Genomic DNA, 25,534 nt, shown 5'->3' with positions numbered 1-25,534 from the left:
CGCATGCCGTGCTCCATTCCGCGCTCCCCGGCCTTCGCGCTGGCCCTGGCCGGGCTGCTCGCGGCCTGCACGAAGGCGCCGGAGCCCGAGCCCCTGGTGCCCGGGCTGGCCGCGGCCCTGGCCGACCTGCCGGCCGTGGTGGTGGAGCAGGGCGGCGAGACCCTGCGGATGGAGCGGGCAGGCCCGCACTGGCGCCTGCCGGAGGCGGCCTGGCGGGCCGACCGCCGCTGGCTGCAGCCCCTGCTGCTGGGCCTGGCCGAAGCGCGCTGCGACGAGCCGCGGACGGCCGATCCCGGCCGCTTCGCCCGCATCGGCGTGGACTGGCCGCCTGCGGCCGAGGCATCGCCGGGGGCAGCCTTCGCCCGTCCCACGGCGCGCATCCGCCTTGCCGTGGCAGGCCGCGAGTGGGCCGTGGTGGTGGGGCACCCGCATCCGCGCGGCGGCACCTACGTGCGGGTGGAGGGCGCGGCCCACAGCTGCCTTAGCTTCACTGACCTGCGGCTGCCGGCGCGCCCTGGCGAGTGGCTCGATCCACGGCTGTGGCAGTGGCCGCCCTCCGAACTGCGCACGCTTTCGGTGGAAGACCCCGGCCAGCCGCCGCTGCGCCTGGTGCAGCGCGAGGGCCGCTTCCTGCCCGAGGGCGCGCTGCTGGCGCTCTCGCCCCTGCCCGATGCCCTCGCCGCCGCGGCCTCGGCGCCGCGCCAGCAGGGCCTGCGGCCGCGCAGCGAGCTGGAGCCCGCCACTGGCGAGGCCGCCCCGGTGCGCCGGCTGCGGCTCGAGCATGTCGATGGCCGCCGCTACGGCCTTGCCCTGTACCGCGAGGGGGCGCGGATCTGGGCCGTGGTGGAAGAGGCCCCGGAGGCCGAGCGCGACGAGTTCGCCCGGCGTGCCTTCGAGCTGCCGCCCGACGTCGCCACGCCCCTGCTCACCGCCCTCGACGCCCTGCGCGGCTGAAGCCGATGCCGCGCGGATTCGACCTCGATGCCGCCCGCCGCCACCTCGCCCGGCGTGACCCGGCACTCGGGCGCTGGCTGCGGCGCGTGGGACCGATCGATCCCGAGGGCTGGCGCCGCCCCTTCGAGCCGGTGGACGCGCTGGCCCGCTCGATCCTCTACCAGCAGCTCTCCGGCAAGGCCGCCGCCACCATCGTCGCCCGCGTCGAGGCCGCGGCGGCTGCCCGCCGTCTCGATGCCGCGGCGCTTGGCCGGCTGGACGACGCCACGCTGCGCGCCTGCGGGGTATCGGGGAACAAGGTGCAGGCCCTGCGCGACCTCTGCCGCCACCATGCCGCCGGCACCGTGCCCAGCGCACGGCGCATGGCCAGCATGGACGATGCCGAGCTCGTGGAACGGCTCACCCAGGTGCGCGGCATTGGCCGCTGGACGGTGGAGATGCTGCTGATCTTCCGCTTGGGCCGCCCCGACGTGCTGCCGGTGGACGATCTTGGCGTGCGCAAGGGCGCGCAGGTGCTGGATGGCCTCGAGGCCCTGCCGGCGCCCAGGGCCCTGCTGGCCCGCGGCGAGGCCTGGGCGCCGTTCCGCACCCTGGCGAGCCTCGTGCTCTGGCGGATGGCCGATGGCGAGGGCGTGGTCGAACCGGCGAAGGTGAAGCGCTCGGCTGACTGAGGCGGCGAGCCGCTGTCCGGAAGGGCTCAGGCCTCGTAGCGCACCGCCACCACGATGAAGCGCGTGGGCCCGGCGGGCAGGGGCGCCTCGAACTCCTCGTCGACGCGTTTCTTCAGGGCGGCGCGGGCCAGCGGCGAGTCGATGCTGATCCAGCCCCTGGCCGCATCGATCTCGTCCGGGCCGACGATGCGATAGGTGGCCTGTGTGCCATCGTCTTCGCGCTCCAGGGTGACCCAGGCGCCGAAGAACACGGCCTCGGGGTCGGAAGGCCGCCCCTCCACCACCTTCAGCACCTCGATGCGCTTGGCGAGGTAGCGCACCCGCCGGTCGATCTCGCCGAGCTGCTTTTTCCGGTAGGTGTATTCCGCATTCTCCGAGCGGTCGCCCTCGGCGGCGGCGGCGGCCAGGGCCTTCACCACCTCGGGGCGGCGTACCCGCCACAGCTCGTCGAGTTCGGCCTTGAGGCGCTCGAAGCCCTCGCGGGTGACGAGCGCCGTGGATGGCCCCTGCGGTGGCCGCCAGCGACCCATGCCGGTGTCAGCCCGCCTGGCCGGCGCCCGCGGTGGGCAGGTAGTGGAGCGGGGAATCCGGGCCGATCGGCAGTTCCAGCCAGATCCAGACGCCGAACATCGCGCTCCAGCCGACGAGGAACACCAGCGAGTAGGGCAGCATCGTCGCCACCAGGGTGCCGATGCCGGCCTTGGGCTCGTAGCGCTGGAAGAAGGCGATGATCAGGGCGAAGTAGCTCATCATCGGCGAGATGATGTTGGTCACGCTGTCGCCGACGCGATAGGCCACCTGGGTCATCTCCGGCGAGTAGCCGAGCAGCATGAACATCGGCACGAACACCGGGGCCATCAGCGCCCACTTCGCCGAGGCCGAGCCCATGAACAGGTTCACGGTGGCGGTGAGCAGGATGAAGCAGATGAACAGCGGGATGGTGGGCAGGTTCATGGCCTTCAGGAACTCGGCGCCCTCCACCGCGAAGATCAGGCCGAGCTGGGTCCAGTTGAAGAAGGCCACGAACTGGGCGGCGAAGAACACTAGCACCAGGTAGCCGCCGAGGGTGGCCATGCTGGCCGACATGCCCTTGATCACGTCGTTGTCGGAGCGGATGGTGCCGGCGCCGATGCCGAAGGCGATGCCGGCGAGCACGCCGTAGAGGAAGATGATCACCACCACGCCGCTGAGCAGGGGCGAGCGCAGGATGTCCTGCTTGTCATCCAGCAGGAAGCCCGAGCCCGGGACCTGCGGCAGCTGTAGCACGCTGCCGAACAGCTCGAGGCTGGCGCCGTGCGCGGGGTAGCCGCCCCAGACGACGAGGGCGGTGAAGGCCAGCACGGTGACGATGGCATAGCGCATGCCACGGCGCTCGGCCGGGCTTAAGGCCTGGTCGTCCGGCCTGGCATCGGCGGCCAGGGTGAGTGAGGGCAGGTCGGCTCCGGCGAAGCGCGGGGCCACGATCTTCTCGGTGACGAACCAGCCGAGCAGGGTGATCACCGGCGTCGAGGCGATCATGAAGTACCAGTTCGCCAGCGGGCTTACGGTGTAGTCGTGGTCGACGATCCGCGCCGCTTCCTGCGAGAGGCCGGAGAGCAGCGGGTCGATGGTGCCGATCAGCAGGTTGGCCGAATAGCCGCCCGAGACGCCGGCGAACACCGCGGCCATGCCGAGGATGGGGTGGCGGCCGGCGGAGAGGAAGATCAGCGCGCCGAGCGGTACCAGCAGTACATAGCCGATCTCGCTCGCCATGTTCGACATCACGCCGGCGAAGACCAGCACCGGCGTCAACAGGAAGCGCGGGGCCGAGAGCACCAGCAGGCGCAGCGAGGCGCCGATCAGGCCGGAGTGCTCGGCCACGCCGATGCCGATCAGCGCCACCAGCACCACGCCCAGGGGGGCGAAGCCGGTGAAGTTGGTGACGGCCCCGGTGAGCATGCGGTGCAGGCCGTCGATGCTGAGCAGGTTGACCGGGGTGACGGTCGCGCCGGTGGAGGGGTGGGCCACGCTCAGTTCCGCCAGCGAGGCGAGCCAGGAGAGCAGCACCACCACGAGCGCCAGCACCGCGAACAGGGTGGCCGGGTGGGGCAGGGCGTTGCCGCCGCGCTCGACGATGGTGAGGAAGCGGTCGATCGCGCCCTTGCGCGGGGCGGCGGCGCCGGGCTCCGGCGTCGGGCTGCCGGTGGTGGTCTGGCTCATGCGGACGGTGGTCCTGTTCGGTTCAAACTCCCGATTGTGCCGCAGCCCGGGCCGCGCGGGCGGCTTCGGCGAGGCGCGGCAGGCCGGCGCGTTCGGCGGCCTCGATCAGCGGCCCCCAGTCGGCGGGATCGGGCAGGGTGAGGGTGGGATCGAGCTCGAGGCATTCCTGCAGCAGCGCGAGCGCGCCGCGGGCGTCGTTCTCCAGCACCCTCTGGTGCAGCCACTGCCGCCCGTGCGCGAGCAGGGCGGCGCGGTCGCCGCGGCGTCGCAGCAGGGTCCGGTACTGCCGGTGCAGGGTGGCCGAGACCGCGCGCTCGCGGAGCTCGGCGTCCAGCGCGGCGAAGGCCTCGTCCTGCCTGCCGGCAGCGAGCAGGGCGTCGATCTCGTCCTCCAGCCGGTGGTCCCGGCTCAGGCGCAGGCGCTCCGGCTCCTCCGGGCCTTCGGGGCTGAAGCCCAGCGCGTCGCGGTACTGGAACACCAGCCGGCCGCAGACATGCGCCGCCATGAAGAGCACCCACAGCGCCAGCGCCATCGACACCATGGCCCCGAAGAAGGGCGGCAGCATGCGGTCGAGCCAGCCGGCGCCGGAGAGGCCCAGCGCGAGGCTGGTCCACACCATCGCCACGGCGCCGAGGTAGGGCAGGCCGATCCGCAGCAGCACCTCGACCCAGAACACCGGATTGATCGCGCGTCGCATCTGCTCGTCGATGGCCAGTGACATCGCTACCAGGGGCAGCACCAGGGCCATCAGCAGGCGCCAGGCGGTGGCGGCCGCCGCTGGGGCGAAGGACTGCAGGGCGAGATGCACCACGGCGAAGACCAGCAGCAGGACGAGGAAGGCGAACACCGCCCGGTCGCCGAGGTCCATGCCGAAGCGGGGAGGCTTGCGATGGCCGTGGGCCGAGTCACGCAGGACCTCCAGCGCGTGCTTCGGCACCGCCAGCAGCAGGAACAGGCTGACGAACAGGCCGATCACCGGCAGGACCTGCATCGAGGCGAGCACCGACAGTGCGCCGATCACCACCCCATTGCTTCTCTCCAACGGGTAGCGGGCCACGGCCGGCAGGTCGCGCCACCACGGGGGCAGGTCCTCGAGGCCGCGGCGGTAGGCCTCGCCCCGTCCCTTCATCGCCGCCCGCCGATCAGGCCGCCCAGCAGGCCGCGGAGCAGCTGCCGCCCGAGCTGGTTGCCGACGGTGCGGGCGGCGGACTTCGCCATCGCCTCGACCGCGCCCTGGCGGCGGCCCGTGCCCCAGAGGAAGTCGCTCACCGCGCTGCTGCTCTTCGCAGCCGGGGGCGCCGCGGTGCCGCGTCCTGCCGGGGCGTTCGTGCTTCCTGCCGGGGCGGGCGAGGCGCTGGCCTGTGCTGCGCGGGCGGCCAGCACCTCGAAGGCCGACTCGCGGTTCAGTGGGGCGTCGTACTTGCCGCCGAGCCCGCTCTGCGCCCGCAGCGCGGCGCGTTCGGCGGGGCTGATGGCGCCAAGCCGGCAGCCGGGCGGGGCCATCCGGGTGCGTTCCACCGGCATCGGCCGCCCGCCGGCCTGCAGGGTGGAGACGAGGGCCTCGCCCACGCCCAGCTCCGAGATCACCCGCGCCACGTCGAGCGCCGGGTTGGGGACGAAGGTCTCGGCGGCGGTGCGCACGGCCTTCTGGTCGCGCGGGGTGAAGGCGCGCAGGGCGTGCTGGATGCGGTGGCCGAGCTGGGAGAGCACCACGTCGGGGATGTCGCTGGGGCTCTGGGTGCAGAAGTACACGCCCACGCCCTTGGAGCGGATGAGCCGCACCACCTGCTCGATGCGCTGCTGCAGCGAGGGCGGGCAGTCGGCGAACAGCAGGTGCGCCTCGTCGAAGACGAAGACCAGCTTCGGTTTGTCGAGGTCGCCCACCTCTGGCAGCTGCTCGAACAGCTCGGAGAGCAGCCAGAGCAGGAAGCTGGCGTAGAGCCGAGGCTTGAGCACCAGGGTCTCGGCGGCGATCACATTGACCATGCCGCGGCCGTCGGCGGCAGAGCGCATCAGGTCCGGCAGCTCGATGGCCGGCTCGCCGAGCAGGCTGCGGGCGCCTTCCTGCTCGAACTTCAGCAGGGCGCGCTGCAGGGCGGCGAGGCTCTGTGGCGAGACGAGGCCATAGGCCTTCGACACCGCCTCGCGCTGCTCGCCGATATGGGCCAGCACGGCGCGCAGGTCGTCGAGGTCGAGCAGCAGCAGGCCCTCGGCATCGGCCAGGGCGAAGGCGATGTCGAGCACGCCGGCCTGGGCCTCCGAGAGTTCGAGGATGCGCGAGAGCAGCAGGGGACCGATCTCGCTCACCGTGGTGCGCAGCGGGTGGCCCTGCTGGCCGAACAGGTCCCAGAAGGTGACCGGCAGGCCGTCGAAGGCCATGCCTTCGAGGCCGATCTCCATGAGGCGCTGCTCGATGCGCGGATTCATCGTGCCGGGCAGGCCGAGGCCCGCCACGTCGCCCTTCACGTCGGCGATGATCACCGGCACCCCGGCCTTCGAGAAGCCTTCCACGAGGCGCAGCACCGAGACGGTCTTGCCGGTGCCGGTGGCGCCGGCGATCAGTCCGTGGCGGTTGCCGAGGCGCAGCGGCAGGGTGATGGGGCCGGCATCGCAGGCGCCGAGCAGCAGGGCGTCATCGGGGAGGGCGGTCATGGTTCGCGTCCTGACGGGGGCGTTCGCGAGTGTAGGCGGCGTGGAATGGGCGCGGCCAGCGCTTGAGGCAGGGGGAGGGCGGGGCTAGGCTGCAAGGCCTTCGTTCCCTGCGGTTCTTCCCGGATGTTCCTGCGTTTCCTGCCCCTCGCCCTTGCCTCGGCCCTTCTCTTCGTTCCTGCGTCGCCCTCGGTGGCGGCTCCGGCGGGGGCCGACCCTGGCGCCGAGGCCGAGCACGAAGGCGTCTATTCGGCGTTCGAGGAGGCGGGGAAGGCCTACCGCGAGGCCATTGCGCAGGCAGCCGCGGGGGATCGCCGCGGCGGGCGGCGGGCGGCGCAGCGGGCACTCGAGCGCATGCTGGATGCGGTGGACGCCTGCGCCCGCGCCACCGGCTGCGACCGCGAGCGCCTGATGGCGCGCTTCGATGCCCTGATGGGCGGCGGCGTGCGGGTGGCCGGCGAAGAGCAGGGGCGCGAGGAGACGGTGGAAGCGATGCCGGCAGAGGCCGGATCGCCGGTGCTGGCGGCGTTCCCGGAGGCCGGAAGCACGCTCACCCAGCTCAATGGCCGCGACCTGCGCGAGCTCATCGTGCACAACGAGGCGGTGCGCGCGGCCATGGCGGAATGGCTGACCACGCTGCGTCCGCAGCTCATCAATGCCCATGAGCAGTACCAGTACCTGCGTTTCCTGATGTGGCCGGAGTACGAGCGGGCGGGCCTGCCCGAGGCCCTGCTGTTCGCCATCATGGCCCGCGAGTCCGGTGGGCGCGTGCACGCCATCTCGCCGGCCGGTGCGGCCGGCCTGATGCAGTTCATGCCGGCCACCGGACGGCGCTTCGGCCTTGGCTGGGCCGAGGGCTTCGATACCCGCTTCGACCCGCAGCTCGCCGCACGCGCCAGCGTGCAGTATCTCAACGAGCGCTTCGCCGAGCTGGGCCACGACCTCGAACTGGCGCTGGCGGCCTACAACGGCGGCGAGGGCCGGGTGGGACGCCTCGCGCGGCAGCATCCCGGCAAGGGCTTCTGGGACCGCAACGTCTACGATGCCCTGCCGAAGGAAACCCGCGATTACGTGCCCTACATCCTGGCAGCGGCCTGGCTGTTCTTGCACCCCGAGGACTACGGCCTCGAGTTTCCGCGGGTGAACGGCGCCGCCACCCTGCTGGCCCTGCGCCAGCCGGCCTCGATCAACCAGCTCACCATCTGCCTTGGCAATGGCGGCACGCGTTACGGCTGGTTCCGTGCCCTGCGCAACCTCAATCCGCGCTGGCTGCCGGAAGCGGAACTCCCGGCCGGCACCGAGCTGCGGGTGCCGGTGGACGTGGTGCCACTCTACGAACGCCACTGCCTCGAGGGCGAGCGCGCCACGCAGGCGCTTGCTCTGGTGCAGGCCCGCAAGCCCGGCCCGCCGCCCGCCCTCGCCGGCGCGGCGTCCGGCCTGCGCCCAAGCCAGCGCTACACCGTGCGTGCCGGCGATACGCTGAGCGCGATTGCCCGCCGCCACGGCTGCGACGTGGCAGCCGTGGCGCGTGCCAACGGCCTGCGCGCACCCTATGCCCTGCGGCCCGGCCAGCACCTGCGGCTGGACGGCTGCCGGGCCTGAGGCAGCGGGTGGCCGTGGCCACCGTCCGCCTTCTCCTCGCCGGTCTCGCCATCTCGGCGCTCGCCTATGCGGCGCTGCTCGGGCTGCTCTATCTCAAGCAGCGCAGCCTGCTGTTCTATCCGCAGTTCACCCGCAACCCGCCCCTGGCCCCGGATTTCGAACTGCCGGTGGAGGGCGCCGTACTGCGTGGCTGGGTGGTGAACCCCGGCTGCGGCCCGGCCCTGCTGTATTTCGGCGGCAATGGCGAGGATGTGTCGCTGGCCCGCGACGAGGTGGCGCGCTGGGCTCCCGGCCACACCGGTTACCTCGTCTCCTACCGCGGCTACGGACACAGCAGCGGCGAACCCTCCGAGGCCGCGCTGGCGGCCGATGCCAAGGCCCTGTTCGACCACGTGGCAGCCCGCCACGCGGCGGTGGACGTGTTCGGGCGCAGTCTCGGTAGCGGCGTGGCGGTGCATGTGGCCGCCGCGCGGCCGGTGCGCCGGCTTGCGTTGGTCACGCCCTTCGACAGCGTGCTTCGCGTGGGACAGGCGCATTACCCGTGGGCGCCGCTGCCCTGGCTGCTGCGCGATCCCTTCGAGAGCTGGCGCCGCGCGCCCCGGCTCATCATGCCGACCCTGGTGGTGATCGCCGGGGAGGACGACGTGATCCCGCCCCGACACAGCGAGGCCCTGGTGGCGGCCCTGCCACGCCCTCCCGAACGGCTGTACCTGCCGCGGGCCCAGCACAGCAATGTGCAGGTATTCCCGGAGTATGCGGCGGCGCTGCGGGCCTTCTTCGGAGCGGAAGCCGGATGCTGATCGCGCTGGCCGGCCTGCCGGGGGCGGGCAAGTCCACGCTGGCGCGCGGGCTGCAGGCAAGCCTGCAGGCCGAGATCGTCTCCCGCGACAGCATCCGGCTCTCGCAGTTCCCGGACTGGGAGGAGGCAGCGGCGAAGCGGGCGGCCTTCGAGATCGTGCATCTCGATGCCGCGATGCTGCTGCGTGCGGGCGCCACCGTCATCGTCGATGGCGCCACCCTGGCGCGGGCGGCCGAGCGCCAGACCCTGCGCGAGCTGGCGGCGGGCATCGGGGTGCCGTTCTGCCTCCTTTGGCTGGACCTGCCTGCCGCGCTGGCGGCGATCCGCATCGCCGGCGACCGGAACGAGGCGCCGGCCGACCGGGTGCCGGCACTCGCCCATGCCGTGGCGCAGCGCTTCGAAGCACCGCAGGCGGCGGAGGGCGCGCTGCGTCTGGACGCCCGCCAGCCCGCCGGCGCCGTACTGGAGCAGGCCCTGGCAGCGATCCGCGCCATGCGGGCTGGACACGAAATGGCCGCCGCCAAAAAAGCACGGGCCCGGCCGGGAGGCTGGAACCCTTGATTCTGCTGGTGCCGGACGTGGGACTCGAACCCACACGCTTTTGAGGGCGGCGGATTTTGAGTCCGCTGCGTCTACCGATTCCGCCAGTCCGGCTGGCAGACGAAGTATAGCCGGCCCCTGCCGGCACCGTGCCTGGCCGCAGGCATCGGTGTTCAGTGTTCGAGGAACTCCCGCACCGCGGGTCCGAAGCGGGCGAGATCGACGAGGAAGGCGTCGTGGCCCTGCGGCGAGGGCAGGGGGAGGAAGCGGCTGTCCGTGCCGCCGCGGCGGAACCCTTCGGCGATCTGCTCCTGCTGCTGCAGCGGGAACAGGATGTCGGTATGCACGCCGATCGCCAGTGCCTGCTCGAGCCGCACCGTCGAAAGCGCGGCGATCACCTTGGCATCCTCGTCGCCGCCGTCGCCGCGCACGCTGCCCGGCGCGTAGTCGGCGGCGTCGAACCAGTCCATCGAGCGCGAGAGGTAAAGGTAGCTGTTCGGGTCGAACTGGCGCACGAAGCGGCGGGCATGGCCCTCGAGGTAGCGCTCCACCTCGAACTCCGGGCCGAAAGGATCATCCTCGCGGCATTCGGCCTCGAACTTCACCCGGCCGAAGCGGCCGTCCCACTCCATGGCCGAGCGGTAGGTGATGACGCCCAGCTTGCGTGCCATGCGCATCCCGTTTTCGGGGTAGCGCGTCTCGTCGTAGCGGCCCTCGTTCCAGTTCGGGTCGAGACGGATGGCCTCGCGCTGCAGCGAGCGGATGGCGATGGAAAAGGGCAGGGAGCGGGCGCTGCCGCTGATGTTGACGTGGCGGCGGGCGATGCCGGGGTGGCGCAGCAGCAGGGCGAGCGCGCTCATGCCGCCCATCGAGTTGCCGATCACGGTGTCGAGGCGCTCGATGCCGAGGGCGCGCACGAGGTGGGCGGCGGCATCGGCGCCGTCCTCGATGCTGAGGTCGGGAAAGCGCAGGCGGTAGGGTTCGCCATCGTCGGGATGCGGCGAGGCTGCGCCGGTCGAGCCCTTGCAGCTGCCCAGCGGGTTCACGCAGATCACGAACCAGCGTCCGGTGTCGATCGGCTTGCCGGGGCCGAGCATGCCTTCCCACCAGCCCGGTTCGGGATTGCCGGCATTGCTGGCGGCATGGGCATTCGGCGAGAGCCCCGGCAGGATCAGCAGGGCGTTGTCCCGCGCCGCATTCAGCGTCCCCCAGGTCTCATAGGCGAGGCGCGCGCCATGCAGCGTGCCACCGCGCCGCATCGGGAAGGGCGAGGGCAGGGCGAAGAAGCGGGTGCCCGGCGGGATGAACTCGCTCATGGGCCGAAGGTCGGCGCGCGTGCGGCATCGGTGGGCGTCTCGCTGCGGGCGAGGCGCAGGCGGATCGGCCCCGCGCTGGCGACCTCCACCACCACCGGCGCGGCCACCAGGTCGCCGGCCTCGGGCTGCACCGCGCCGGAGCGGGCGAAGCGGGCCGAGACCTCGACCTTCGGCGTGGCCGAGAGCGTGGCCGTGGGCATCAGCCGGTCCTCGTCGCTCAGGCTCACCGTGAGCGGCAGGCGGGCCGCCGGAATCCGCTTCGCCGCCACCGGCGGGCCTGCGGCCTCGGCATTGCGGGCGAAGACGAAGAGCACGGCCTGCGGCGGCAGGGTGGCGAGGTCCGCCGGGTCGGCCTCCAGGGTGACCTGGAGCGTGCGAGAAGCGGCGGCCGGGGGCGCGGCCGGGGCCTCCGGCGCTGCCTCTGCCGGCGGCAGCCCGGCCATGCGGCGGGCGCCGTCGATCTGCTCGCGCAGGGCCTCGGCGGTGGCGGCGTCCACCTGCGGCAGCAGGGCTTCCCAGCGGGTCACGGCGCCGGCGGCGTCGCCGGACTGCAGGGCGGCGATGCCGCGGAACCACAGCGCGCGCTGGTGGTTCGGCACCTTGGCCAGCGCTTCGTCGAGCAGGGCCGTGGCTTCGGCACCGAAATGCCGCTCCTCGTTGGCGAGTGACATGGCTTCCGCCGTTTCCACCAGCAGGTCGGTCTCGTGCGGCGCGATCGCCAGGGCGCGGCGGAAGGCCTGGGCCGAGGCGGCGAAATGCGCCATGGCCTCGTCGAAGCGGCCGGCGGCGGCGGTCTCGCGGCCCTGGTTCTTGCGGGTACGGCCAAGCAGCACCCAGCCCTCGAGGCTCTCCGGCTCGCGCTGCAGGCGGCGCTCCAGCTGTGCTACGGCCTCCTCGATGGTGCGCGGCGGGGCGCGGTTGCCGGGGTCCAGTGCATCGGGCGTGCCAAAGCGCAGATAGAGCAGGCCGGCAGCGAGCGGCAGGGCGATGGCGAGCACGATGGCACTGCGCCGTGCCGTGCTCCACAGGGCGGGTAGCACGAAGGCGAGGGCAAGGGCCACGAGGGCGGCGGCGCCCAGCAGGAATGCAGTCATCGGGTCACCATTCCTGGGAATCGTCCGGGGGCGGCTGGGCGGGCGCGGTGGCGCGCTGCCGGCGCACGATGGCCACCAGTACACCCGCTCCGGCCAGGAGCAGGAGGACGGGGCCGAACCACAGGGCCCAGGTCACCGGCTTCACCTGCGGGCGGTAGAGGATGAAATCGCCGTAGCGGGCCTGGAACCAGGCCTTGATCTCGGCATCCGACTTGCCCTCGCGGATCAGCACCAGCACCTGCTGCCGCATGTCGTCGGCCACGCCGGCCGGCGAATCGGAGAGCGACTGGTTCTGGCACATCACGCAGCGCAGCTCGCGGGCGATGGCGCGGTAGCGCGCCTCCTCCTCGGCATCGCGGAAGTCCTTCGGATGCAGGGCGACGGCGCCGGCGGCGAAGGCCAGTAGCAGGGCAGCGAGCAGGGTCTGCCAGATGCGGCGGGTCATGGGCCGGTCTCCAGCGCCGAAAGCCGCGGCAGTAGCTCGCGCTGCACCACCTCGGGCGTGACCGGACCCACATGCTTCCAGCGCACGGTGCCCGTGGCATCGACGAGGAAGGTCTCCGGAGCGCCGTAGATGCCCCAGTCGATGGCGGCCCGGCCCTCCACGTCGGCGATGATGCGGTGGAAGGGGTCGCCGAACTGCGCCAGCCAGCGTGCGGCATCGGCGGGGTCGTCCTTGTAGTTGTAGCCCACCACCATGATCCGGCCGCTGCGCGCCAGCTCGGCGATCACCGGGTGTTCGATGCGGCAGCTCGCGCACCAGCTCGCCCAGATGTTGAGCAGGTAGGGCCTGCCGAGCAGGTCGGCGCGGGTGACGGTGGTATCGGGGTCACGGAAGTCCGGCAGGGCGAAATCGGGTGCCGGCCGGCCGATCAGCGGCGACTGGATCTCGGTCTGGGTCTTGCCGGCATTCATCACCACGCCCACGCCGAGCAGCGCGGCGAGCGCAGCGAACAGCAGCAGGGGCAGCCAGCGGCCCATCAGCGCAGGGCCTCCGCCCCGTCCTTCACCGGTTTGCGGAAGCGGCGGTCGAAGGCCACCACGAAGGCGCCGATGGCCATCATCAGGGCGCCGAACCAGATCCAGCGGATGAAAGGCTTCACGTAGAGCCGCAAGGCCCATTCCCCTTTCTCTGCATCGAGGGGGTCGCCGAGGGCGACGTAGACATCGCGGAACAGTCCGGCATCGTAGCTGGCCTCGGTCATCACCTGCCGGGCGGCATTGTAGAAGCGCTTCTCGGGCTTCAGCACCGCCACCTCGCGGCCCTCGCGGAACAGGCGCACGGTGGCCACGTCGGCGTCGTAGTTGGGGCCGCGCTCGGCCGCCACGCCCTCGAAGGCGAAGGTGTACTCGCGCACCTCGAAGCGCATGCCCGGGCGGGCGGCCACGTCGCGCTCCACCATGGTGCTCTCCAGCACCAGCACGCCGATCACGAACACCCCGATGCCGGCATGCGCCAGCAGCATGCCCACCATCTCGGCGGTGAGACGTTGGCGCTGCAGCGTGAGGCGCCGCCACAGGAACACCCCGGTACCGGCCAGCACCCACAGCCCGCCGCCGATGCCGGCCGCGGTCTTGAAGGTGCCGGCCGGCCAGGTCAGCGCCACCAGCACGAGGGCGATGAAGGCCAGCGCGAACCAGGGCGCCATCAGCCGCCCCAAGGCCCCGGCGTCCTCGCGGCCCCAGCGGGCCAGCGGGCCGAAGGGCAGCAGCAGCACCAGCGGCGCCATCAGCAGGGTGAACATCAGGCCGAAGTAGGGCGGGCCCACCGAGATCTGCCCCAGCTTCAGCGCATCGACCAGCAGCGGGAACAGGGTGCCGAGCAGCACCATGGCGGTGGCGGCGGTGAGCAGCAGGTTGTTGGCGAGGATCAGGGTCTCGCGCGAGCTGCCGGCGAAGGGCTGGGCCTGCAGGTTGCGCGGCGCGCGGGTGGCGTAGAGCGCCAGCGAGCCGCCGACCACGGCCACGAGGAAGCCGAGGATGTACAGGCCGCGCTCGGGATCGCTGGCGAAGGCATGCACCGAGGTGAGCACGCCGGAGCGCACCAGGAAGGTGCCGAGCAGGGAGAGCGAGAAGGCGGCGATGGCGAGCAGCAAGGTCCAGCCATGGAAGCTGCCGCGCTTCTCGGCGGTGGCCTGCGAGTGCAGCAGGGCGGCGCCGACCAGCCAGGGCATGAAGCTGGCGTTCTCCACCGGGTCCCAGAACCACCAACCGCCCCAGCCGAGCTCGTAGTAGGCCCAGTAGCTGCCGAGGCCGATGCCGAGGGTGAGGAACCCCCAGGCGACATTGGTCCAAGGCCGCGACCAACGCACCCACTGCGCGTCCACGCGGCCGTCGAGCAGGGCGGCCACCGCGAAGGCGAAGGCCACGGCGAAGCCGACGTAGCCGGTGTAGAGCAGGGGCGGGTGGAATATCAGCCCGGGGTCCTGCAGCAGGGGGTTCAGGTCCTGCCCGGTGCTGGCGGCCGGCAGCAGGCGCTCGAAGGGATTGGAGGTGAAGGCGGTGAAGCTGAGGAAGCCCACGCTCACGAGGCCCATCACCGCCAGCACGCGGGAGACCACCGGCAGCGGCAGGGAGCGCGAGAAGCGCGCCACTGCCGCGATCCAGACAGCGAGGATCAGCACCCAGAGCAGCAGGGAGCCCTCGTGCCCGCCCCACACGCCGCTGATCTGGTACATCGTCGGCAGGTCGATGTGCGAATTACGAGCGACGTAGGCCACCGACAGGTCATGGTCGATGAAGGCCCAGGTGAGCAGGGCATAGCTGATGCCGATCAGCAGGAGCTGCCCGTAGGCCAGCGGCCGGGCGATCCGCATCCAGGGCTCGATGCCCCGGTGTGCGCCCAGCAGGGGCAGCACCGCCAGCGCGGTGGCGAGCAGGAGGGAGAGCAGCAGGGCGAGGTTGCCGAGTTCGGGCAGCATCGGTCAGGCGCCCGATTCGGGTCGCGCAGCGCCGGTGTTGGCGCTGTCCGGTGCGGGGCTGGAGTCGGCGGGCGTGGCCATGTCGGCATCGACCTCGCCCTCGGCGGCCGGTGCCGACGCGGCGGCGGCTGCTTCCTTGGCCTTGGCCGCGGCGATGGCATCGGCCACTTCCTTCGGCATGTACTGCTCGTCGTGCTTGGCCAGCACCTCGTCGGCCACCAGCACGCCGTCGCGGATGCGACCGGTGGCGATCACGCTGGTGCCCTCGCGGAACATGTCCGGCAGGATGCCGTCGTAGACCACCGGGAAATCATTGAAGCGGTCGGTGACCTTGAAGCCGACGCGCAGCGAGCCGGTCTCGCGCTGCACGCTGCCCTCGAGCAGGATGCCGCCCAGGCGGAACCGTGCCTCCTCGGGCACCTTCCCGGCCAGCACCTCGGTGGGCGAATGCAGGAAAGTGATGTTGCGCTGCAGGGCCCAGACGATCAGGGCGGTGCCGGCGGCACCGGCCAGCAGCACGAGGAGGACGGTCCAGAGGCGGCGGAGGCGGACGGGATTCATGGCGTGTCGGGAGAGGCTTTGGAACGCTGCTCGCGCCGGCGGATGGCGCGCAGCAGCGCAGTGAACCGGTACCGCGGCAGCAGGGCATCGACGGCCAGCATCACGGCGAAGAAGGCGTAGGCGGCGGCCACGAACCAGCCGTGCAGGTGTTCCATCAGCGGACCTCCGCGGCCAGGGCCCGGGCCCAGGGCTGGGCGTTCTCGTGCTCGAGGTTCATGGCCCGGGCGCGCTGCAGCAGCGAGCCCACGTACCAGGCCTTGGTGGCCAGCACCCCGAGCACCAGCGGCCAGAGCATCGAGGGATGCATCTGCGACTCCCCGCGCACGATGCTGATCGTGCGGCCCTGGTGCAGGCTGTTCCACCAGTCCACCGAGAAATGCACGATCGGCACGTTCACGAGGCCGATGAGGGCGAGGAAGCAGGCGGCGCGGGCGGCGGCGCGGCGGTCCTCGATGGCACCGTGCAGCGCGATGACGCCAAGGTAGAGGAAGAACATCACCAGCATCGAGGTGAGCCTGGGGTCCCACTCCCACCAGGTGCCCCAGGTGGGGCGGCCCCAGATCGCGCCGGTGACGAGGGTGATGGCGGCGAAGATCGCGCCCACCGGCGCGCTGGAGACCGCCAGTACCTCGCAGAGCTTGATCCGCCAGACGAGGGCGATGAAGGCCTGCACCGCCATGGCGATGAAGATCGACATCGCCGCCCAGGCCGCCGGCACGTGCACGTAGAGGATGCGGAAGGCATCGCCCTGCTTGTAGTCGGTGGGCACCACGAACAGGCCGCCGTAGACCGCCGGCAGCAGCAGCGCGAGGGCGATGCCGAAGCACCATGGCACCCAGCGGGCGGCGAAGCGGTCGAAGTTCGGCGGCGAGCCGGTGCGGTGGAACCAGAGCAGCAGGGCGTTCATGCGTGGGTGATCCGGAGGGCCGCCGCCGCCGCGAGCGGCGCCAGCACCAGGGCGAGCACGAGGCCGCCGGCCAGCAGCAGCAGGGCGCCGGCCGGGTCGAAGCCTTGGGCGGCGGCCGCCACGCTGCCCGCGCCGAAGACCAGCACCGGCACGTAGAGCGGCAGGACGAGCAGGGGCAGCAGGATACCAGAGCGCCTCAGGCCCACCGTGAGCCCCGCGACGACGGCGCCGACCAGGCTGAGCAGCGGGGTGCCGAGCAGCAGCGAGCCGAGCAGCACCGGCAGCAGGCCCGGGCCGAGTTGCAGCATCTCGGCCAACAGGGGCGAGAGCAGGATCAGGGGCAGGGCGGTGGTCAGCCAGTGCACGAGGATGCGCACCGCCAGCAGCAGGGCGAGCGGCGCCGGGGAGAGCAGCATCTGCTCCAGCGTGCCGTCCTCGGCATCGCCCCGGTACAGGGCGTCGAGCCCCAGCACGCCGGCCAGCAGCACGCAGACCCAGACGATGCCGGCGGCCAGCGGGGTGAGTTTCCCCGGCTCCGAGCCGAGGGCGAGCGGGAACAGGCTGGCCACCATCAGGGCGAAGAGCAGGGGCTGCAGGGCATCGCCGCGGCGCGCCCAGACGAGCCTGAGATCGCGTCGCAGCTGGGCGGCAGCCACCGCGGCGGGGCCGGGCTGGGCCTGGAGGGGGGCATCGGCACCGTTCATCCGGTCCGCCCCGTGTCCATGTCCAGGGTCCGTACCCGGCCGGGCGGGGCGGCGTAGGCGCCGTGGGTGGTGATGAAGGCCGCGCCCCCGGCTGCGGTATGGGCCTCGACCAGACGGTCGACGAGGGCGATGCCCTCGAGGTCGAGGTTGGCATAGGGCTCGTCCATCAGCCAGAGCCGCCCGGGATGCAGCGAGAGCCGGGCCAGGGCGAGGCGCTTGTTCTGCCCGGCGCTCATCCGGCCGGGCGGGGTGTCCTCGTAGCCGGCGAGTCCGACCCGCGCCAGGGCGGCCTCCAGCGCCTGCAGAGGGACTGCCCGGCCCTGCAGCAGGGCGGCATAGCGCAGGTTCTCGAGGGCCGGAAGCTCGGCCTTGTGTCCCGGGCGGTGGGCAAGGAAGCCGCAGTGGCGGGCCAGGTGGCGGCCATCCACCGGCCGGCCGTCGAGGGCCGCGCTGCCCGCCGTGGCCTCCAGCAGCCCGGCGAGCACCCGCAGCAGGGTGGTCTTGCCGGCCCCATTGCCGCCGCGCACCAGCAGGGCCTCGCCGGCGAAGACCTCGATGTCGAGGGGGCCGAAGATCCGGTCCTGGTTGCGGTGGTAGGTGAGGCCCCGGGCGACGAGCAGGGGCGCCGCGGCGCGTGTCATGCGGCGCGATGCTATCGGCCGGGGGCGGTGGAAGTCCATGCGGGTCTCATGCCCCTGCGGCAGGATGGATTTCCGCTTCCGCGCGGATACACTCGGTCTGGTTTCCTCCCCCCCTCGGATTTTCCCCCATGCGCTACCTCGCCCTCGCCGCCGCCATCGCGCTGGCGCTCCCGCCTGCCGTCTCCGTCGATGCCCGGGGGCCCGGTCTCCCGGCCGAGGCCATGGCCAGGGCGGACTCGCGTTCGACCTACCTCGTGAGCTTCGTCGAGCCGGCGGCGCCGCAGTTCCGCGGCTTCCAGGCCAAGGACGGAAAGCGCCCGGCGCTGGCTCCGGTGTCGATCGCGGTCACCGGCCAGCCCAAGTACGATCCGGCCCGCCCCGAGGCGCAGGCCTATCTCGACTATCTTGGCGACCTGCGCGAGCAGCGCCTCGCTGCGGCTTCCTCCCTGCTGGGCCGCCCGCTCGAGCCGCTGTTCGTCTACGAGCATGCCCTGAATGGCGTCGCCCTCGAACTCACCGCCGGGGAGGCGCAGCGTCTCGCCGGCCTGCCTGGCGTGCGTGCCGTCACGCCGGATTTCGAACGCTTCGCCCTCACCGACCGCGGCCCGGCCTGGATCAAGGCGCCCGATCTCTGGTCGGGGGCGGCCGGCGTCACCAGCCGGGGCGAGAGCATCGTGGTCGGTGTGATCGACTCCGGGGTGAATGCCACCCATCCCTCCTTTGCCGCCGTCTCGGGCAGCTTCACGCATTCCAATCCGAAGGGCCGTTTCTTTGGCTGGTGCGTTGCCAACCCCGCCAGCTGCAATACCAAGCTGATCGGCCTGTACGATTTCGTTGCCGGCGGCTCCAACGGTACCGGCGCCAGCGGCGCCGACCCCGATGGCCACGGAACCCATGTCGCCAGCACCGCCGTCGGCAACCCGGTGAATTCCACCTTCAGCGGCCAGCCGGTCACCATCAGCGGCGTGGCGCCGCGCGCCAACCTGATTTCCTACCGCGGCTGCGGCTCCACCCCCGACAACCGGTCCTGCGGCTCCGGGGCCCGCCTGGTCGCCTCGATCAACCAGGCGATCGCGGACGGGGTGGATGTCATCAACTACTCGATCGGCGGCAGCGCCTACGACCCCTGGCTGACGGTGGGGGGGGCGATCAACTCGGATACCGAAGCCTTTCTCGCCGCCCGCGAGGCCGGCATCGTCGTGGCGGCCGCGGCCGGCAACGAGGGCCCCAATCCGGGCACGCTGGGTTCGCCGGCGAACTCGCCCTGGGTGCTGGGGGTGGCCTCGGTCACCCACAACCGCAGCGGGCAGGGGGATGTGCTCGCCAGCAGCAGCGGTCGGGGTCCTGTCGTGCCCAGGAACGTGATCAAGCCCGACGTGGCTGCCCCGGGTGTCCAGATCCGGGCCGCCAGCAACACCGACAACGGCGTCCGCCAGATGAGCGGCACCTCCATGGCCTCGCCGCACGTGGCCGGTGCCGCGGCCCTGCTCAAGGCTGCCCGGCCCGGCTGGAATGCCGACCAGATCATTTCGGCCCTGATGCTCACGGCCCGCCCGGACACCGTGGTCGATGCCAACTTCACGCCGTCCAATCCCCATCAGCGGGGCGCCGGCACCCTCGACCTGTCCCTGGCGGTGAATGCCTCCCTGGCGCTGCGTCATGCCGCGGATGCCTTCCGCAACGCCAATGCCGGCAATGCCTCGGCCCTGAACCTGCCCTCGCTGGCGGCGGAGAACTGCGTCGATTCCTGCACGCTCACCCGCAGCTTCTCCGCCATGCCGGGCACCAGCGGCGGGACTTACCAGGTCATCGTCAACATGCCCGCGGACGTGGTGACCACCGGCACGCCATCCAGCCTCGTGGTGCCGGCCGGCGGAGCGGGCGCGAACATCGGCTTCCGGTTCGCCGCCGCCAGCAATGCCACCCTGAACGAGTGGAAGTACGGCTCGGTGACGCTTCGCCGCTCGGGCGGCGGCACGCCCGACCTGCGCCTGCCGGTGGCGATCTACCTGTCCTCGGGTACCGTACCGCCGCTGCAGGAGCGGAACGTCAGCGGCGAGCGCGGCTATGTCGACTTCGAACTCGGTGGAATCATCTCCCTGCCCAACGCCCGTTTCGGCTCGACCGAGCTCGCGGCACCGGAGGTGCGCGAGCAGGCGCTGGCCCAGGACAGCAACCGTACAAGCCCTTACGACAACCTCTCCGACGGGGTCACCTTCCTCACCCGCACGGTCAACTTCAATGACGGCCAGACCCGGACCGTGACCGTGCAGGGGTTCCTGCGCCCTGCGGCAACGCCGGGGGCCCAGGACCTCGACCTCTTCATGGGCATCGACGCCAATGGCAATGGCCAGCCGGATGAAGCCGAGGAACAGTGCGAGAGCATCAGCCCGGGGGCGGTCGAGTCCTGCACGCTCACCTTCACCCACTTCGGCAACAACGTGCCGGTGCGGGTCTGGGCGCTGGCCCAGAACTACCAGGCCAGCGCCGCTGGAGCGAGCGACCCGGTACGGCTGGAACTGGTGGCCATCGACAGCCGCCCCTCGGCGCGTCAGAAGGCCACCGGCCCCGGCAACGTGCCTTCGAACACCGCCTTCAAGGCCCGCCTCGTCTACGACGATCCCGGCTTCCTGCCAGGGCAGTCGCGCTATGGCTTCCTGCTGGTCGACCGGGGGCCGGGCCAGAACGCGATCCGCGTGCCCTTCAAGCTCAACCGCACTTCGTCCACGCCGGCGCCCTTCGCGCTCTCGGCCGGGGTCGACCGCAACGTGGTGCTGCCGGCCAATGCCGCGCACGAATACCTGTTCATCGACGTGCCGGCCGGCGCCACCCAGCTCGTCGCCACCACCAGCAGCGCCGCCAATGTCGATCTCTACCTCGCGCGCACGCCGGCCCCGGTGCCCAGCGAGGAGCTGCCCAGCATCGCCGCCGCCCCGGCCCGTGGCAGTGCCAATGCCAGCGCCACCACGCCCGGCGGCAACGAGACGATCACGGTGAACAACCCGGCCCCGGGCCGCTGGTACATCACCCCGGTGAACACCACCGGCAGTCCGGCCGAGGTGGTGGTGCGGGCCAGTGTCAGCGGCACGGCGCCCAGCATCCGTCCCGGCGGCTATTTCAATCCAGGACGCTCCGGCCACGGCCTGTTCCTGTTCCCGGCGCCGCCGGTGCTGGCCGGCGTCTGGTACGCCTACGAGGAGGATGGCTCGCCCACCTGGTACTACATCCAGGCCGATGCCCCGGGAGCCAATGGCATCTGGCCGGGCGTGCTCTACCGCAGCGCCTGGAATGGCTCGGCGAACGTGCTGGTGGAGGTGGGCACCCTGATCGTCACCCCGACCGCCACCGACGAGTTCACCTTCACCTACAACCTCGATGGCCAGACCGGCTCCGAGGCCTTCCGCAGCATGGGCGGCGGCTGCCCCAGCTTCGCTGGCGCACCGCTGAACGTGAGCTCGCACTGGTTCAACCCGGCGCGTTCGGGCAGCGGGTACAGCGTGCTCATGTACCCGAACTACGAGTTCATCGCCTCCTTCGTGTATGACGGGCTCGGCCGTCCGCGCTTCCTGCTGATGGAGCGCAACAGCTTCGGCGGCGCCACGGCGAGCGGCGCGCTCGAGCAGCTCACCGGGTTCTGCCCGCTCTGCCCGCGCAGCGGCAATCCCAGCCGTACGCCGATCGGCACGCTCTCGCGCAGCTTCGCAAATGGCACCTTCACCAACATCACCCTCAACGGCACCTACGTGAACGGTGTCCCCGGTAGCTGGAGTGCAAACGAGTCGGTGCGGTTGCTCGATCCCAACGCATCCCCCTCCAGCCTGCGGGGTTGCCCGTAAGGAGAACGCCATGCGCCTGCCACGCCGCCACCTCCTTGCCACCGGTCTTGCGCTGGCCCTGGGGGGCGGCGCGGCGACCGTCGCCGGGGCTGAGGAACCGGCGGAGGCTGGCGGGGTGACGGCGGGCGAGCGCTGGATCGTCCGCTTCGAGGAGCCGGCGCTCGCCTCCTATGCCGGCGGCGTGGTGGCGAAGCGTGGCGGCATGGCGCTGGCGGCCACCTCGCCACTCGCCACCGGGGCGGCCCGGCTGGACGTGCAGGCGCCGGCCTCGGTGGCCTACCTCGCCGAGCTGGCGCAGCGCCGCGAGTCGCGGCTCGCCGAGGCCTCGCGGCGCCTGGGCCGCGCCCTGCAGCCGGTGTTCGTCTACGACGTGGTGCTGAATGGCGTGGCGCTCGAACTCGATGCGGCGGAAGCGGCCGTGCTTGCCCGGGTGCCCGGCGTGGTGGCGGTCGAGCGCGAGCGCATCGAGCGCCCGCAGGACGATGTCGCCACGGCCTGGATCAAGGCCCCGGAGCTGTGGTCGGGCGCGGCGGGCATCGCCGCGCGCGGCGCCGGGGTGGTGGTGGGCGTGATCGATACCGGCATCAATCCCTCGCATCCTTCCTTCGCCGCGGTCTCGCCCACGGATGGCTATGTGCACAGCAATCCGAAGGGGCGGTTCTTCGGTCTGTGCGCCAGCGGGCAGGCGGGCTGCAATGCCAAGCTGATCGGCATCTGGGACTTTTCCACCGGCAGCGGCGATGCGGAGGCCAACAATGGCCTCGACCTCGATGGCCATGGCTCGCACGTGGCCGGCACGGCGGTGGGCAATCCGGTGGACCGGGTACGCAGCTTCCCCGGCGGCGGCACGCTGAACTACCAGATCCGCGGCGTGGCGCCACGCGCCAACCTGATTTCCTACAAGGCCTGCGAGAAGGACAGCTGCGCGGGCAGCTGGACGCTCGCGGCCCTGAACCAGGCGGTGGCCGACGGCGTCGACGTCATCAACTACTCGATCGGCGGCGGCAACGTGAACCCCTGGGGCAACAGCAATGCCCTGGCCATGCTCGATGCCCGCAATGCCGGCATCGTGGTGGCGGTGGCCGCCGGCAACCGCGGGCCGGACGTGGCCACGGTGACCAGCCCGAGCGATGCGCCCTGGGTGCTTTCGGTAGCCAACACCACGCATGGGCGCCGCTTCGTCAATCGCGTGCGCTTCTCGGGCGGCGGCCTGCCGCTGCCGGGAGGCGGCGTGCTGGAAGGCGAGGGGCTCACCGGCGGCACCGGCCCGGCGCCGCTGGCCCGCGACCCCCTGCATCCGCTGTGCAGCCAGGGCAGCGGCGATACCACGCTGCCGGTGACCGGCGCGAGCAACCCTTGGGGGCCGGGGCGCTGGAATGGTGAGATCGTGGTCTGCGACCGCGGGGTCCAGGCCCGGGTGGCGAAGAGCAACAACGTCCGGCTCTCGGGTGGCAGCGGCACCCTGCTGCTCAATACCGCGGCCGAGGGCGAATCCACCGTCGCCGACGAGCACAGCATCCCCACCGTGCACCTCGGCTACGAGGCCGGGCAGGCCGTGCTGCAGTGGCTGGCTTCCGGCGCCGGGCACCGCGCCGCGATCGATGGGGTCAGCGCCGAGGTGCAGCCCGTCTTCGCCGACGTGCTCAACGGCAGCAGCGGCCGGGGACCGTCCAGTGCCGTGCCTGCGGTGCTGAAGCCGGATCTCGCCGCTCCCGGCACCAGCATCCTTTCGGCCGCCCACCAGGGCAGCGGCGATGCCACCCTGACCGGCACCTCGATGGCCTCGCCGCATGTGGCCGGCGCCGCTGCCCTGCTGCGTTCCGCCCACCCGGCCTGGCGTGCCGACCAGATCATCTCCGCCCTCGTCACCACCGCCCGTCCGGCCGTGCGGCGTGATGCCTCCGGGGCTGCCGCCCACCCCCACGAGCAGGGGGGCGGGGTGATCGATCTTTCCCGTGCCGTGCGCGCCGCGCTGGCCCTCGAGGTGCCGGCGGGACAGTTCTCCGGTGGCAGCCTGGCGCCCGCCGCCCTCAACCTGCCCTCCCTGGTCTTCGACAACTGCGAACCGGCCTGCGCGCCGCTCAGCCGCCGGGTCACCGATCTCGCGGGCGGCGGCAGCTATGCCGTGGAGTTCGAACTGCCGGCCGGGGTGAGCCTCAGCAGCTCCACCAGCGGCTTTGCCCTTGCCGCCGGCGCCTCGCAGACCCTGCAGTTCTCGGCCCGCATCGACGATCCCGGCCTCTACGGGCGCTGGGTGTACGGCGCCATCGTGCTGCGCCGTACCAGCGGCGATGGCCGCCCGGATACCCGCCTGCCCGTGGCCCTGCGCGCCCCGGTCTCGGGCCTGCCCGGGCCGCAGAGCCGCTCGCTGGCGAGCGACCAGGGCCATTTCGACGTGCTGCTGCCGGGGCTCTCCCTGCCCCTGCCGCGGGCCCGGTTCGCCGGCACGGCCCTGGTGGGCCTGACCACCACCCCCTATACGCTCGGCCCCGATCCCACCCCGACCCAGCGCTACGACAACCTCAGCAACGGTGTCGGCTGGCATCTCATCACCGTGCCCTCGCTGGGGCAGCCGGCCCGCTATCGCATCGAGATCGACCTGCAGGTGCCGGGCGGCACCCAGACCTCGCTGCTGGTGGGCAATGGCGGCAGCCCGGGGTCGCGCAACCAGCTGTGCGAGTCGGCCACGCGCTGCGTGCTCGAGGTCGAGCATCCCGGCACCGGGGGCGCGCGCAGTTACTGGGCGATGGTGTGGAACCGCAGCGGCACGGGCAGTTTCACCGTCACCCACAGCGTGCTGCCGCTGGTGCCGGCCGCCGGGGATGCGCCGGCGCGGCTGGTGCTCACCGGGCCGGGCACTGCAGCCCCGAACGAGGCGTCGGCCCTGCGTGTCGGCTGGATCGATCCTCATGCCCAGCCGGGGGAGGTGCGCCGGGGGGCGCTGCTGGTGTATGCCGCCCCGGGCGAGCAGCCGATGGGCGTGGTGCCCTACACCTTCACCCGCGTGGCCGGCCCAATGGCGCCGCTGGCCCTGGCGAACGACCGGCCGCAGGCCTTCACCCTGCCGCCGGGAGGCAGCCACGAACTGCTGTTCATCGATGTGCCGTCTGGCAGCAGCGAGCTCGTGGTCGAAACCTCGGCGGCGGCCAGCCATGACCTGTTCCTTGCCCTGCGCCCCTGGGCGGCCCTGCCGGACACCGATTCCGGCATCCTGCCGGCCCCGCCGCGCAGCGAGGCCCTGCGCAGCGCCACCGGTCCCGGGGGCAGCAAGCGCATCAGCATCTCCCAGCCCACGCCGGGGCGCTGGTATCTCACCCCGGTGAACACCAGCGGCCAGCCCCTGACGCTGGAGGTGCGGGCCAGGATCCAGGCCGTGGCCCCGGAAGTGCGCCCTGGCGGGTACTTCAACACCGGTCGCTCCGGGCACGGGCTGTTCCTCTATCCGGCCGGCAGCGAGATCGCCGGGGTCTGGTTCACCTACCTGCAGGACGGCACGCCGACCTGGTACTACCTGCAGGGGCCGCAGCCCGGCGCGGATGGGCTCTGGCGCACCCCGATCTACCGCAGCGCCTGGGACGGGACACGCAATCACCTGAGCATCGTCGGCGAGGGCAGGCTCACCCCGGTGCAGCGTGACCGCTTCCGCTGGACCTATACCCTCGATGGGCAGACCGGCTCGGAGCCTTTCCTGCCCTTCGGCCGCGGCTGTCCGACGGTGGCGGGCGGCACGCCGGATGCCAGCGGCAACTGGTTCGACCCGGTGCGCGCCGGCACCGGCTACAGCGTGCAGCTCTTCCCGGTGGCCGAGTTCTATGCGGCCTTCATCTACGATGCCCGAGGCGTGCCGCGGTTCATCGCCGCACAGATCGACAGCGGCAGCAATGCCGCCGTCGAGACCCTGCCGGCCCTGCAGTACAACGGTTTCTGCCCGCTCTGCCCGCGCCTTGGCGAACCCGTGAAGCGGGCCTTCGGCAGCCTCGTGCGCACCTATGAGGGCGGAGTGCTGCGCCGCATCCGCCTGCAGGGCAGCTTCGGCGCCGGAGTGGCCGGCAGCTGGGACGTGGACGACGCCGTGATCCCGCTCGGCGGCCTGCAGGGCTGCGCCATCGACTGAGGCGGCGCGCGCTGCGTTTATCATCG

General features: G+C 72.1%; 20 protein-coding genes, 1 tRNA gene and 1 pseudogene. 7 read left to right on the top strand and 15 right to left on the bottom strand.

Translation table 11 applies throughout. From position 1 onward, the window contains the following. Nucleotides 1-3: 3 nt before the first annotated feature. Together G408_RS0101775 and G408_RS0101770 are read left to right on the top strand one after the other, a co-directional pair. Nucleotides 4-954 carry a hypothetical protein gene (locus G408_RS0101775; protein ID WP_028769697.1) on the top strand — a complete coding sequence of 317 codons (951 nt, stop codon included), beginning with the start codon at nucleotides 4-6 and terminating at the stop codon, nucleotides 952-954. After that, on the top strand, nucleotides 951-1,625 hold the full coding sequence (locus G408_RS0101770) for a DNA-3-methyladenine glycosylase family protein (RefSeq protein ID WP_425423333.1): 675 nt from the start codon (nucleotides 951-953) through the stop codon (nucleotides 1,623-1,625). Before G408_RS0101775 ends, G408_RS0101770 begins: the two co-directional genes overlap by 4 nt. A gap of 26 nt (nucleotides 1,626-1,651) precedes the next feature. On the opposite strand, the gene greB is transcribed toward G408_RS0101770, so the two are convergent. Genes greB through G408_RS0101750 form a run of 4 tightly spaced genes read right to left on the bottom strand, consistent with a single transcriptional unit; the run spans nucleotide 1,652 to nucleotide 6,476 of the window. After that, nucleotides 1,652-2,155 (bottom strand): transcription elongation factor GreB, encoded by a 504-nt coding sequence (gene greB, locus G408_RS0101765; protein WP_028769695.1) that lies wholly within the window; start codon nucleotides 2,153-2,155, stop codon nucleotides 1,652-1,654. A gap of 7 nt (nucleotides 2,156-2,162) precedes the next feature. After that, a complete protein-coding gene (locus G408_RS0101760) occupies nucleotides 2,163-3,824 on the bottom strand; it encodes an AbgT family transporter (RefSeq protein WP_051282494.1) in 1,662 nt (553 codons plus the stop codon). A 22-nt stretch (nucleotides 3,825-3,846) separates the two neighbouring features. Then, nucleotides 3,847-4,953, bottom strand: a complete 1,107-nt coding sequence (locus tag G408_RS14660) for an AfsR/SARP family transcriptional regulator (protein WP_028769693.1) — start codon at nucleotides 4,951-4,953, stop codon at nucleotides 3,847-3,849. Then, nucleotides 4,950-6,476: a helicase HerA-like domain-containing protein gene (locus G408_RS0101750; RefSeq protein ID WP_037411743.1), complete on the bottom strand. Its 1,527-nt coding sequence runs from the start codon at nucleotides 6,474-6,476 to the stop codon at nucleotides 4,950-4,952. The genes G408_RS14660 and G408_RS0101750 overlap by 4 nt, the downstream gene beginning before the upstream one ends. Nucleotides 6,477-6,599: 123 nt before the next feature. Between G408_RS0101750 and G408_RS0101745 the strand changes: the two genes are divergently transcribed. Genes G408_RS0101745 through G408_RS0101735 form a run of 3 tightly spaced genes read left to right on the top strand, consistent with a single transcriptional unit; the run spans nucleotide 6,600 to nucleotide 9,435 of the window. Next, nucleotides 6,600-8,075 (top strand): lytic transglycosylase domain-containing protein, encoded by a 1,476-nt coding sequence (locus tag G408_RS0101745; protein WP_028769691.1) that lies wholly within the window; start codon nucleotides 6,600-6,602, stop codon nucleotides 8,073-8,075. Nucleotides 8,076-8,089: 14 nt separating this feature from the next. Then, nucleotides 8,090-8,875 carry an alpha/beta hydrolase gene (locus tag G408_RS0101740; protein WP_028769690.1) on the top strand — a complete coding sequence of 262 codons (786 nt, stop codon included), beginning with the start codon at nucleotides 8,090-8,092 and terminating at the stop codon, nucleotides 8,873-8,875. Continuing rightward, entirely contained in the window at nucleotides 8,869-9,435 is a 567-nt protein-coding gene (locus G408_RS0101735; RefSeq protein WP_028769689.1) for a P-loop nucleotide/nucleoside kinase family protein, read from the top strand. The genes G408_RS0101740 and G408_RS0101735 overlap by 7 nt, the downstream gene beginning before the upstream one ends. Before the next feature lie 6 nt (nucleotides 9,436-9,441). On the opposite strand, the gene G408_RS0101730 is transcribed toward G408_RS0101735, so the two are convergent. The 11 genes and pseudogenes from G408_RS0101730 to ccmA all read right to left on the bottom strand — a co-directional run bounded on the left by G408_RS0101730 (nucleotide 9,442) and on the right by ccmA (nucleotide 17,558). Beyond that, a tRNA-Leu gene (locus tag G408_RS0101730) sits at nucleotides 9,442-9,528 on the bottom strand. 59 nt (nucleotides 9,529-9,587) lie between these two features. After that, the gene (metX, locus tag G408_RS0101725; protein WP_028769688.1) at nucleotides 9,588-10,730 is read right to left on the bottom strand and encodes a homoserine O-acetyltransferase MetX; all 1,143 of its coding nucleotides are present in this window, start codon (nucleotides 10,728-10,730) and stop codon (nucleotides 9,588-9,590) included. Continuing rightward, nucleotides 10,727-11,824 carry a tetratricopeptide repeat protein gene (locus G408_RS12600; RefSeq protein WP_051282493.1) on the bottom strand — a complete coding sequence of 366 codons (1,098 nt, stop codon included), beginning with the start codon at nucleotides 11,822-11,824 and terminating at the stop codon, nucleotides 10,727-10,729. The genes metX and G408_RS12600 overlap by 4 nt, the downstream gene beginning before the upstream one ends. 4 nt (nucleotides 11,825-11,828) lie before the next feature. Next, complete coding sequence (locus G408_RS0101715; RefSeq protein ID WP_028769687.1) at nucleotides 11,829-12,269, bottom strand: cytochrome c-type biogenesis protein; 441 nt, start codon at nucleotides 12,267-12,269, stop codon at nucleotides 11,829-11,831. Beyond that, entirely contained in the window at nucleotides 12,266-12,805 is a 540-nt protein-coding gene (locus G408_RS0101710) for a DsbE family thiol:disulfide interchange protein (RefSeq protein WP_028769686.1), read from the bottom strand. The genes G408_RS0101715 and G408_RS0101710 overlap by 4 nt, the downstream gene beginning before the upstream one ends. After that, nucleotides 12,805-14,745, bottom strand: coding sequence for a heme lyase CcmF/NrfE family subunit (locus G408_RS0101705; RefSeq protein ID WP_028769685.1), 1,941 nt, complete (start codon nucleotides 14,743-14,745; stop codon nucleotides 12,805-12,807). The genes G408_RS0101710 and G408_RS0101705 overlap by 1 nt, the downstream gene beginning before the upstream one ends. Nucleotides 14,746-14,844: 99 nt before the next feature. Continuing rightward, nucleotides 14,845-15,306: pseudogene (locus G408_RS12595) on the bottom strand (cytochrome c maturation protein CcmE); the annotation flags it as partial. Beyond that, a complete protein-coding gene (ccmD, locus tag G408_RS14985; protein ID WP_084628011.1) occupies nucleotides 15,303-15,461 on the bottom strand; it encodes a heme exporter protein CcmD in 159 nt (52 codons plus the stop codon). The gene ccmD and the pseudogene G408_RS12595, both read right to left, overlap by 4 nt. Continuing rightward, nucleotides 15,461-16,213, bottom strand: coding sequence for a heme ABC transporter permease CcmC (gene ccmC, locus G408_RS0101690; protein ID WP_028769684.1), 753 nt, complete (start codon nucleotides 16,211-16,213; stop codon nucleotides 15,461-15,463). Before ccmC ends, ccmD begins: the two co-directional genes overlap by 1 nt. Next, nucleotides 16,210-16,917, bottom strand: coding sequence for a heme exporter protein CcmB (ccmB, locus tag G408_RS0101685; RefSeq protein WP_028769683.1), 708 nt, complete (start codon nucleotides 16,915-16,917; stop codon nucleotides 16,210-16,212). Before ccmB ends, ccmC begins: the two co-directional genes overlap by 4 nt. Further along, nucleotides 16,914-17,558: a heme ABC exporter ATP-binding protein CcmA gene (gene ccmA, locus G408_RS0101680; RefSeq protein ID WP_028769682.1), complete on the bottom strand. Its 645-nt coding sequence runs from the start codon at nucleotides 17,556-17,558 to the stop codon at nucleotides 16,914-16,916. Before ccmA ends, ccmB begins: the two co-directional genes overlap by 4 nt. 128 nt (nucleotides 17,559-17,686) lie before the next feature. On the opposite strand from ccmA, the gene G408_RS15655 reads away from it, so the two are divergent. Then, nucleotides 17,687-21,394 carry a S8 family serine peptidase gene (locus G408_RS15655; RefSeq protein WP_028769681.1) on the top strand — a complete coding sequence of 1,236 codons (3,708 nt, stop codon included), beginning with the start codon at nucleotides 17,687-17,689 and terminating at the stop codon, nucleotides 21,392-21,394. 10 nt (nucleotides 21,395-21,404) lie between these two features. After that, nucleotides 21,405-25,508: a S8 family serine peptidase gene (locus tag G408_RS15650; RefSeq protein ID WP_028769680.1), complete on the top strand. Its 4,104-nt coding sequence runs from the start codon at nucleotides 21,405-21,407 to the stop codon at nucleotides 25,506-25,508. The last annotated feature ends 26 nt before the right edge of the window (nucleotides 25,509-25,534 follow it).

Origin of the sequence: Silanimonas lenta DSM 16282, from assembly GCF_000429065.1 — a bacterium.
GTDB lineage: Bacteria > Pseudomonadota > Gammaproteobacteria > Xanthomonadales > Xanthomonadaceae > Silanimonas > Silanimonas lenta.
This window is presented reverse-complemented; position numbering and strand designations above follow the sequence as displayed.

Excerpts from the sequence above, each read along its gene's own strand:
- G408_RS0101775 (WP_028769697.1), top strand. The coding sequence starts at position 4 with ATGCCGTGCTCCATTCCGCGCTCCCCGGCCTTCGCGCTGGCCCTGGCC.
- greB (WP_028769695.1), bottom strand. The coding sequence starts at position 2,155 with ATGGGTCGCTGGCGGCCACCGCAGGGGCCATCCACGGCGCTCGTCACC.
- G408_RS0101760 (WP_051282494.1), bottom strand. The coding sequence starts at position 3,824 with ATGAGCCAGACCACCACCGGCAGCCCGACGCCGGAGCCCGGCGCCGCC.
- G408_RS14660 (WP_028769693.1), bottom strand. The coding sequence starts at position 4,953 with ATGAAGGGACGGGGCGAGGCCTACCGCCGCGGCCTCGAGGACCTGCCC.
- G408_RS0101750 (WP_037411743.1), bottom strand. The coding sequence starts at position 6,476 with ATGACCGCCCTCCCCGATGACGCCCTGCTGCTCGGCGCCTGCGATGCC.
- G408_RS0101745 (WP_028769691.1), top strand. The coding sequence starts at position 6,600 with ATGTTCCTGCGTTTCCTGCCCCTCGCCCTTGCCTCGGCCCTTCTCTTC.
- G408_RS0101735 (WP_028769689.1), top strand. The coding sequence starts at position 8,869 with ATGCTGATCGCGCTGGCCGGCCTGCCGGGGGCGGGCAAGTCCACGCTG.
- metX (WP_028769688.1), bottom strand. The coding sequence starts at position 10,730 with ATGAGCGAGTTCATCCCGCCGGGCACCCGCTTCTTCGCCCTGCCCTCG.
- G408_RS12600 (WP_051282493.1), bottom strand. The coding sequence starts at position 11,824 with ATGACTGCATTCCTGCTGGGCGCCGCCGCCCTCGTGGCCCTTGCCCTC.
- G408_RS0101715 (WP_028769687.1), bottom strand. The coding sequence starts at position 12,269 with ATGACCCGCCGCATCTGGCAGACCCTGCTCGCTGCCCTGCTACTGGCC.
- G408_RS0101710 (WP_028769686.1), bottom strand. The coding sequence starts at position 12,805 with ATGGGCCGCTGGCTGCCCCTGCTGCTGTTCGCTGCGCTCGCCGCGCTG.
- G408_RS0101705 (WP_028769685.1), bottom strand. The coding sequence starts at position 14,745 with ATGCTGCCCGAACTCGGCAACCTCGCCCTGCTGCTCTCCCTCCTGCTC.
- ccmD (WP_084628011.1), bottom strand. The coding sequence starts at position 15,461 with ATGGAACACCTGCACGGCTGGTTCGTGGCCGCCGCCTACGCCTTCTTC.
- ccmC (WP_028769684.1), bottom strand. The coding sequence starts at position 16,213 with ATGAACGCCCTGCTGCTCTGGTTCCACCGCACCGGCTCGCCGCCGAAC.
- ccmB (WP_028769683.1), bottom strand. The coding sequence starts at position 16,917 with ATGAACGGTGCCGATGCCCCCCTCCAGGCCCAGCCCGGCCCCGCCGCG.
- ccmA (WP_028769682.1), bottom strand. The coding sequence starts at position 17,558 with ATGACACGCGCCGCGGCGCCCCTGCTCGTCGCCCGGGGCCTCACCTAC.
- G408_RS15655 (WP_028769681.1), top strand. The coding sequence starts at position 17,687 with ATGCGCTACCTCGCCCTCGCCGCCGCCATCGCGCTGGCGCTCCCGCCT.
- G408_RS15650 (WP_028769680.1), top strand. The coding sequence starts at position 21,405 with ATGCGCCTGCCACGCCGCCACCTCCTTGCCACCGGTCTTGCGCTGGCC.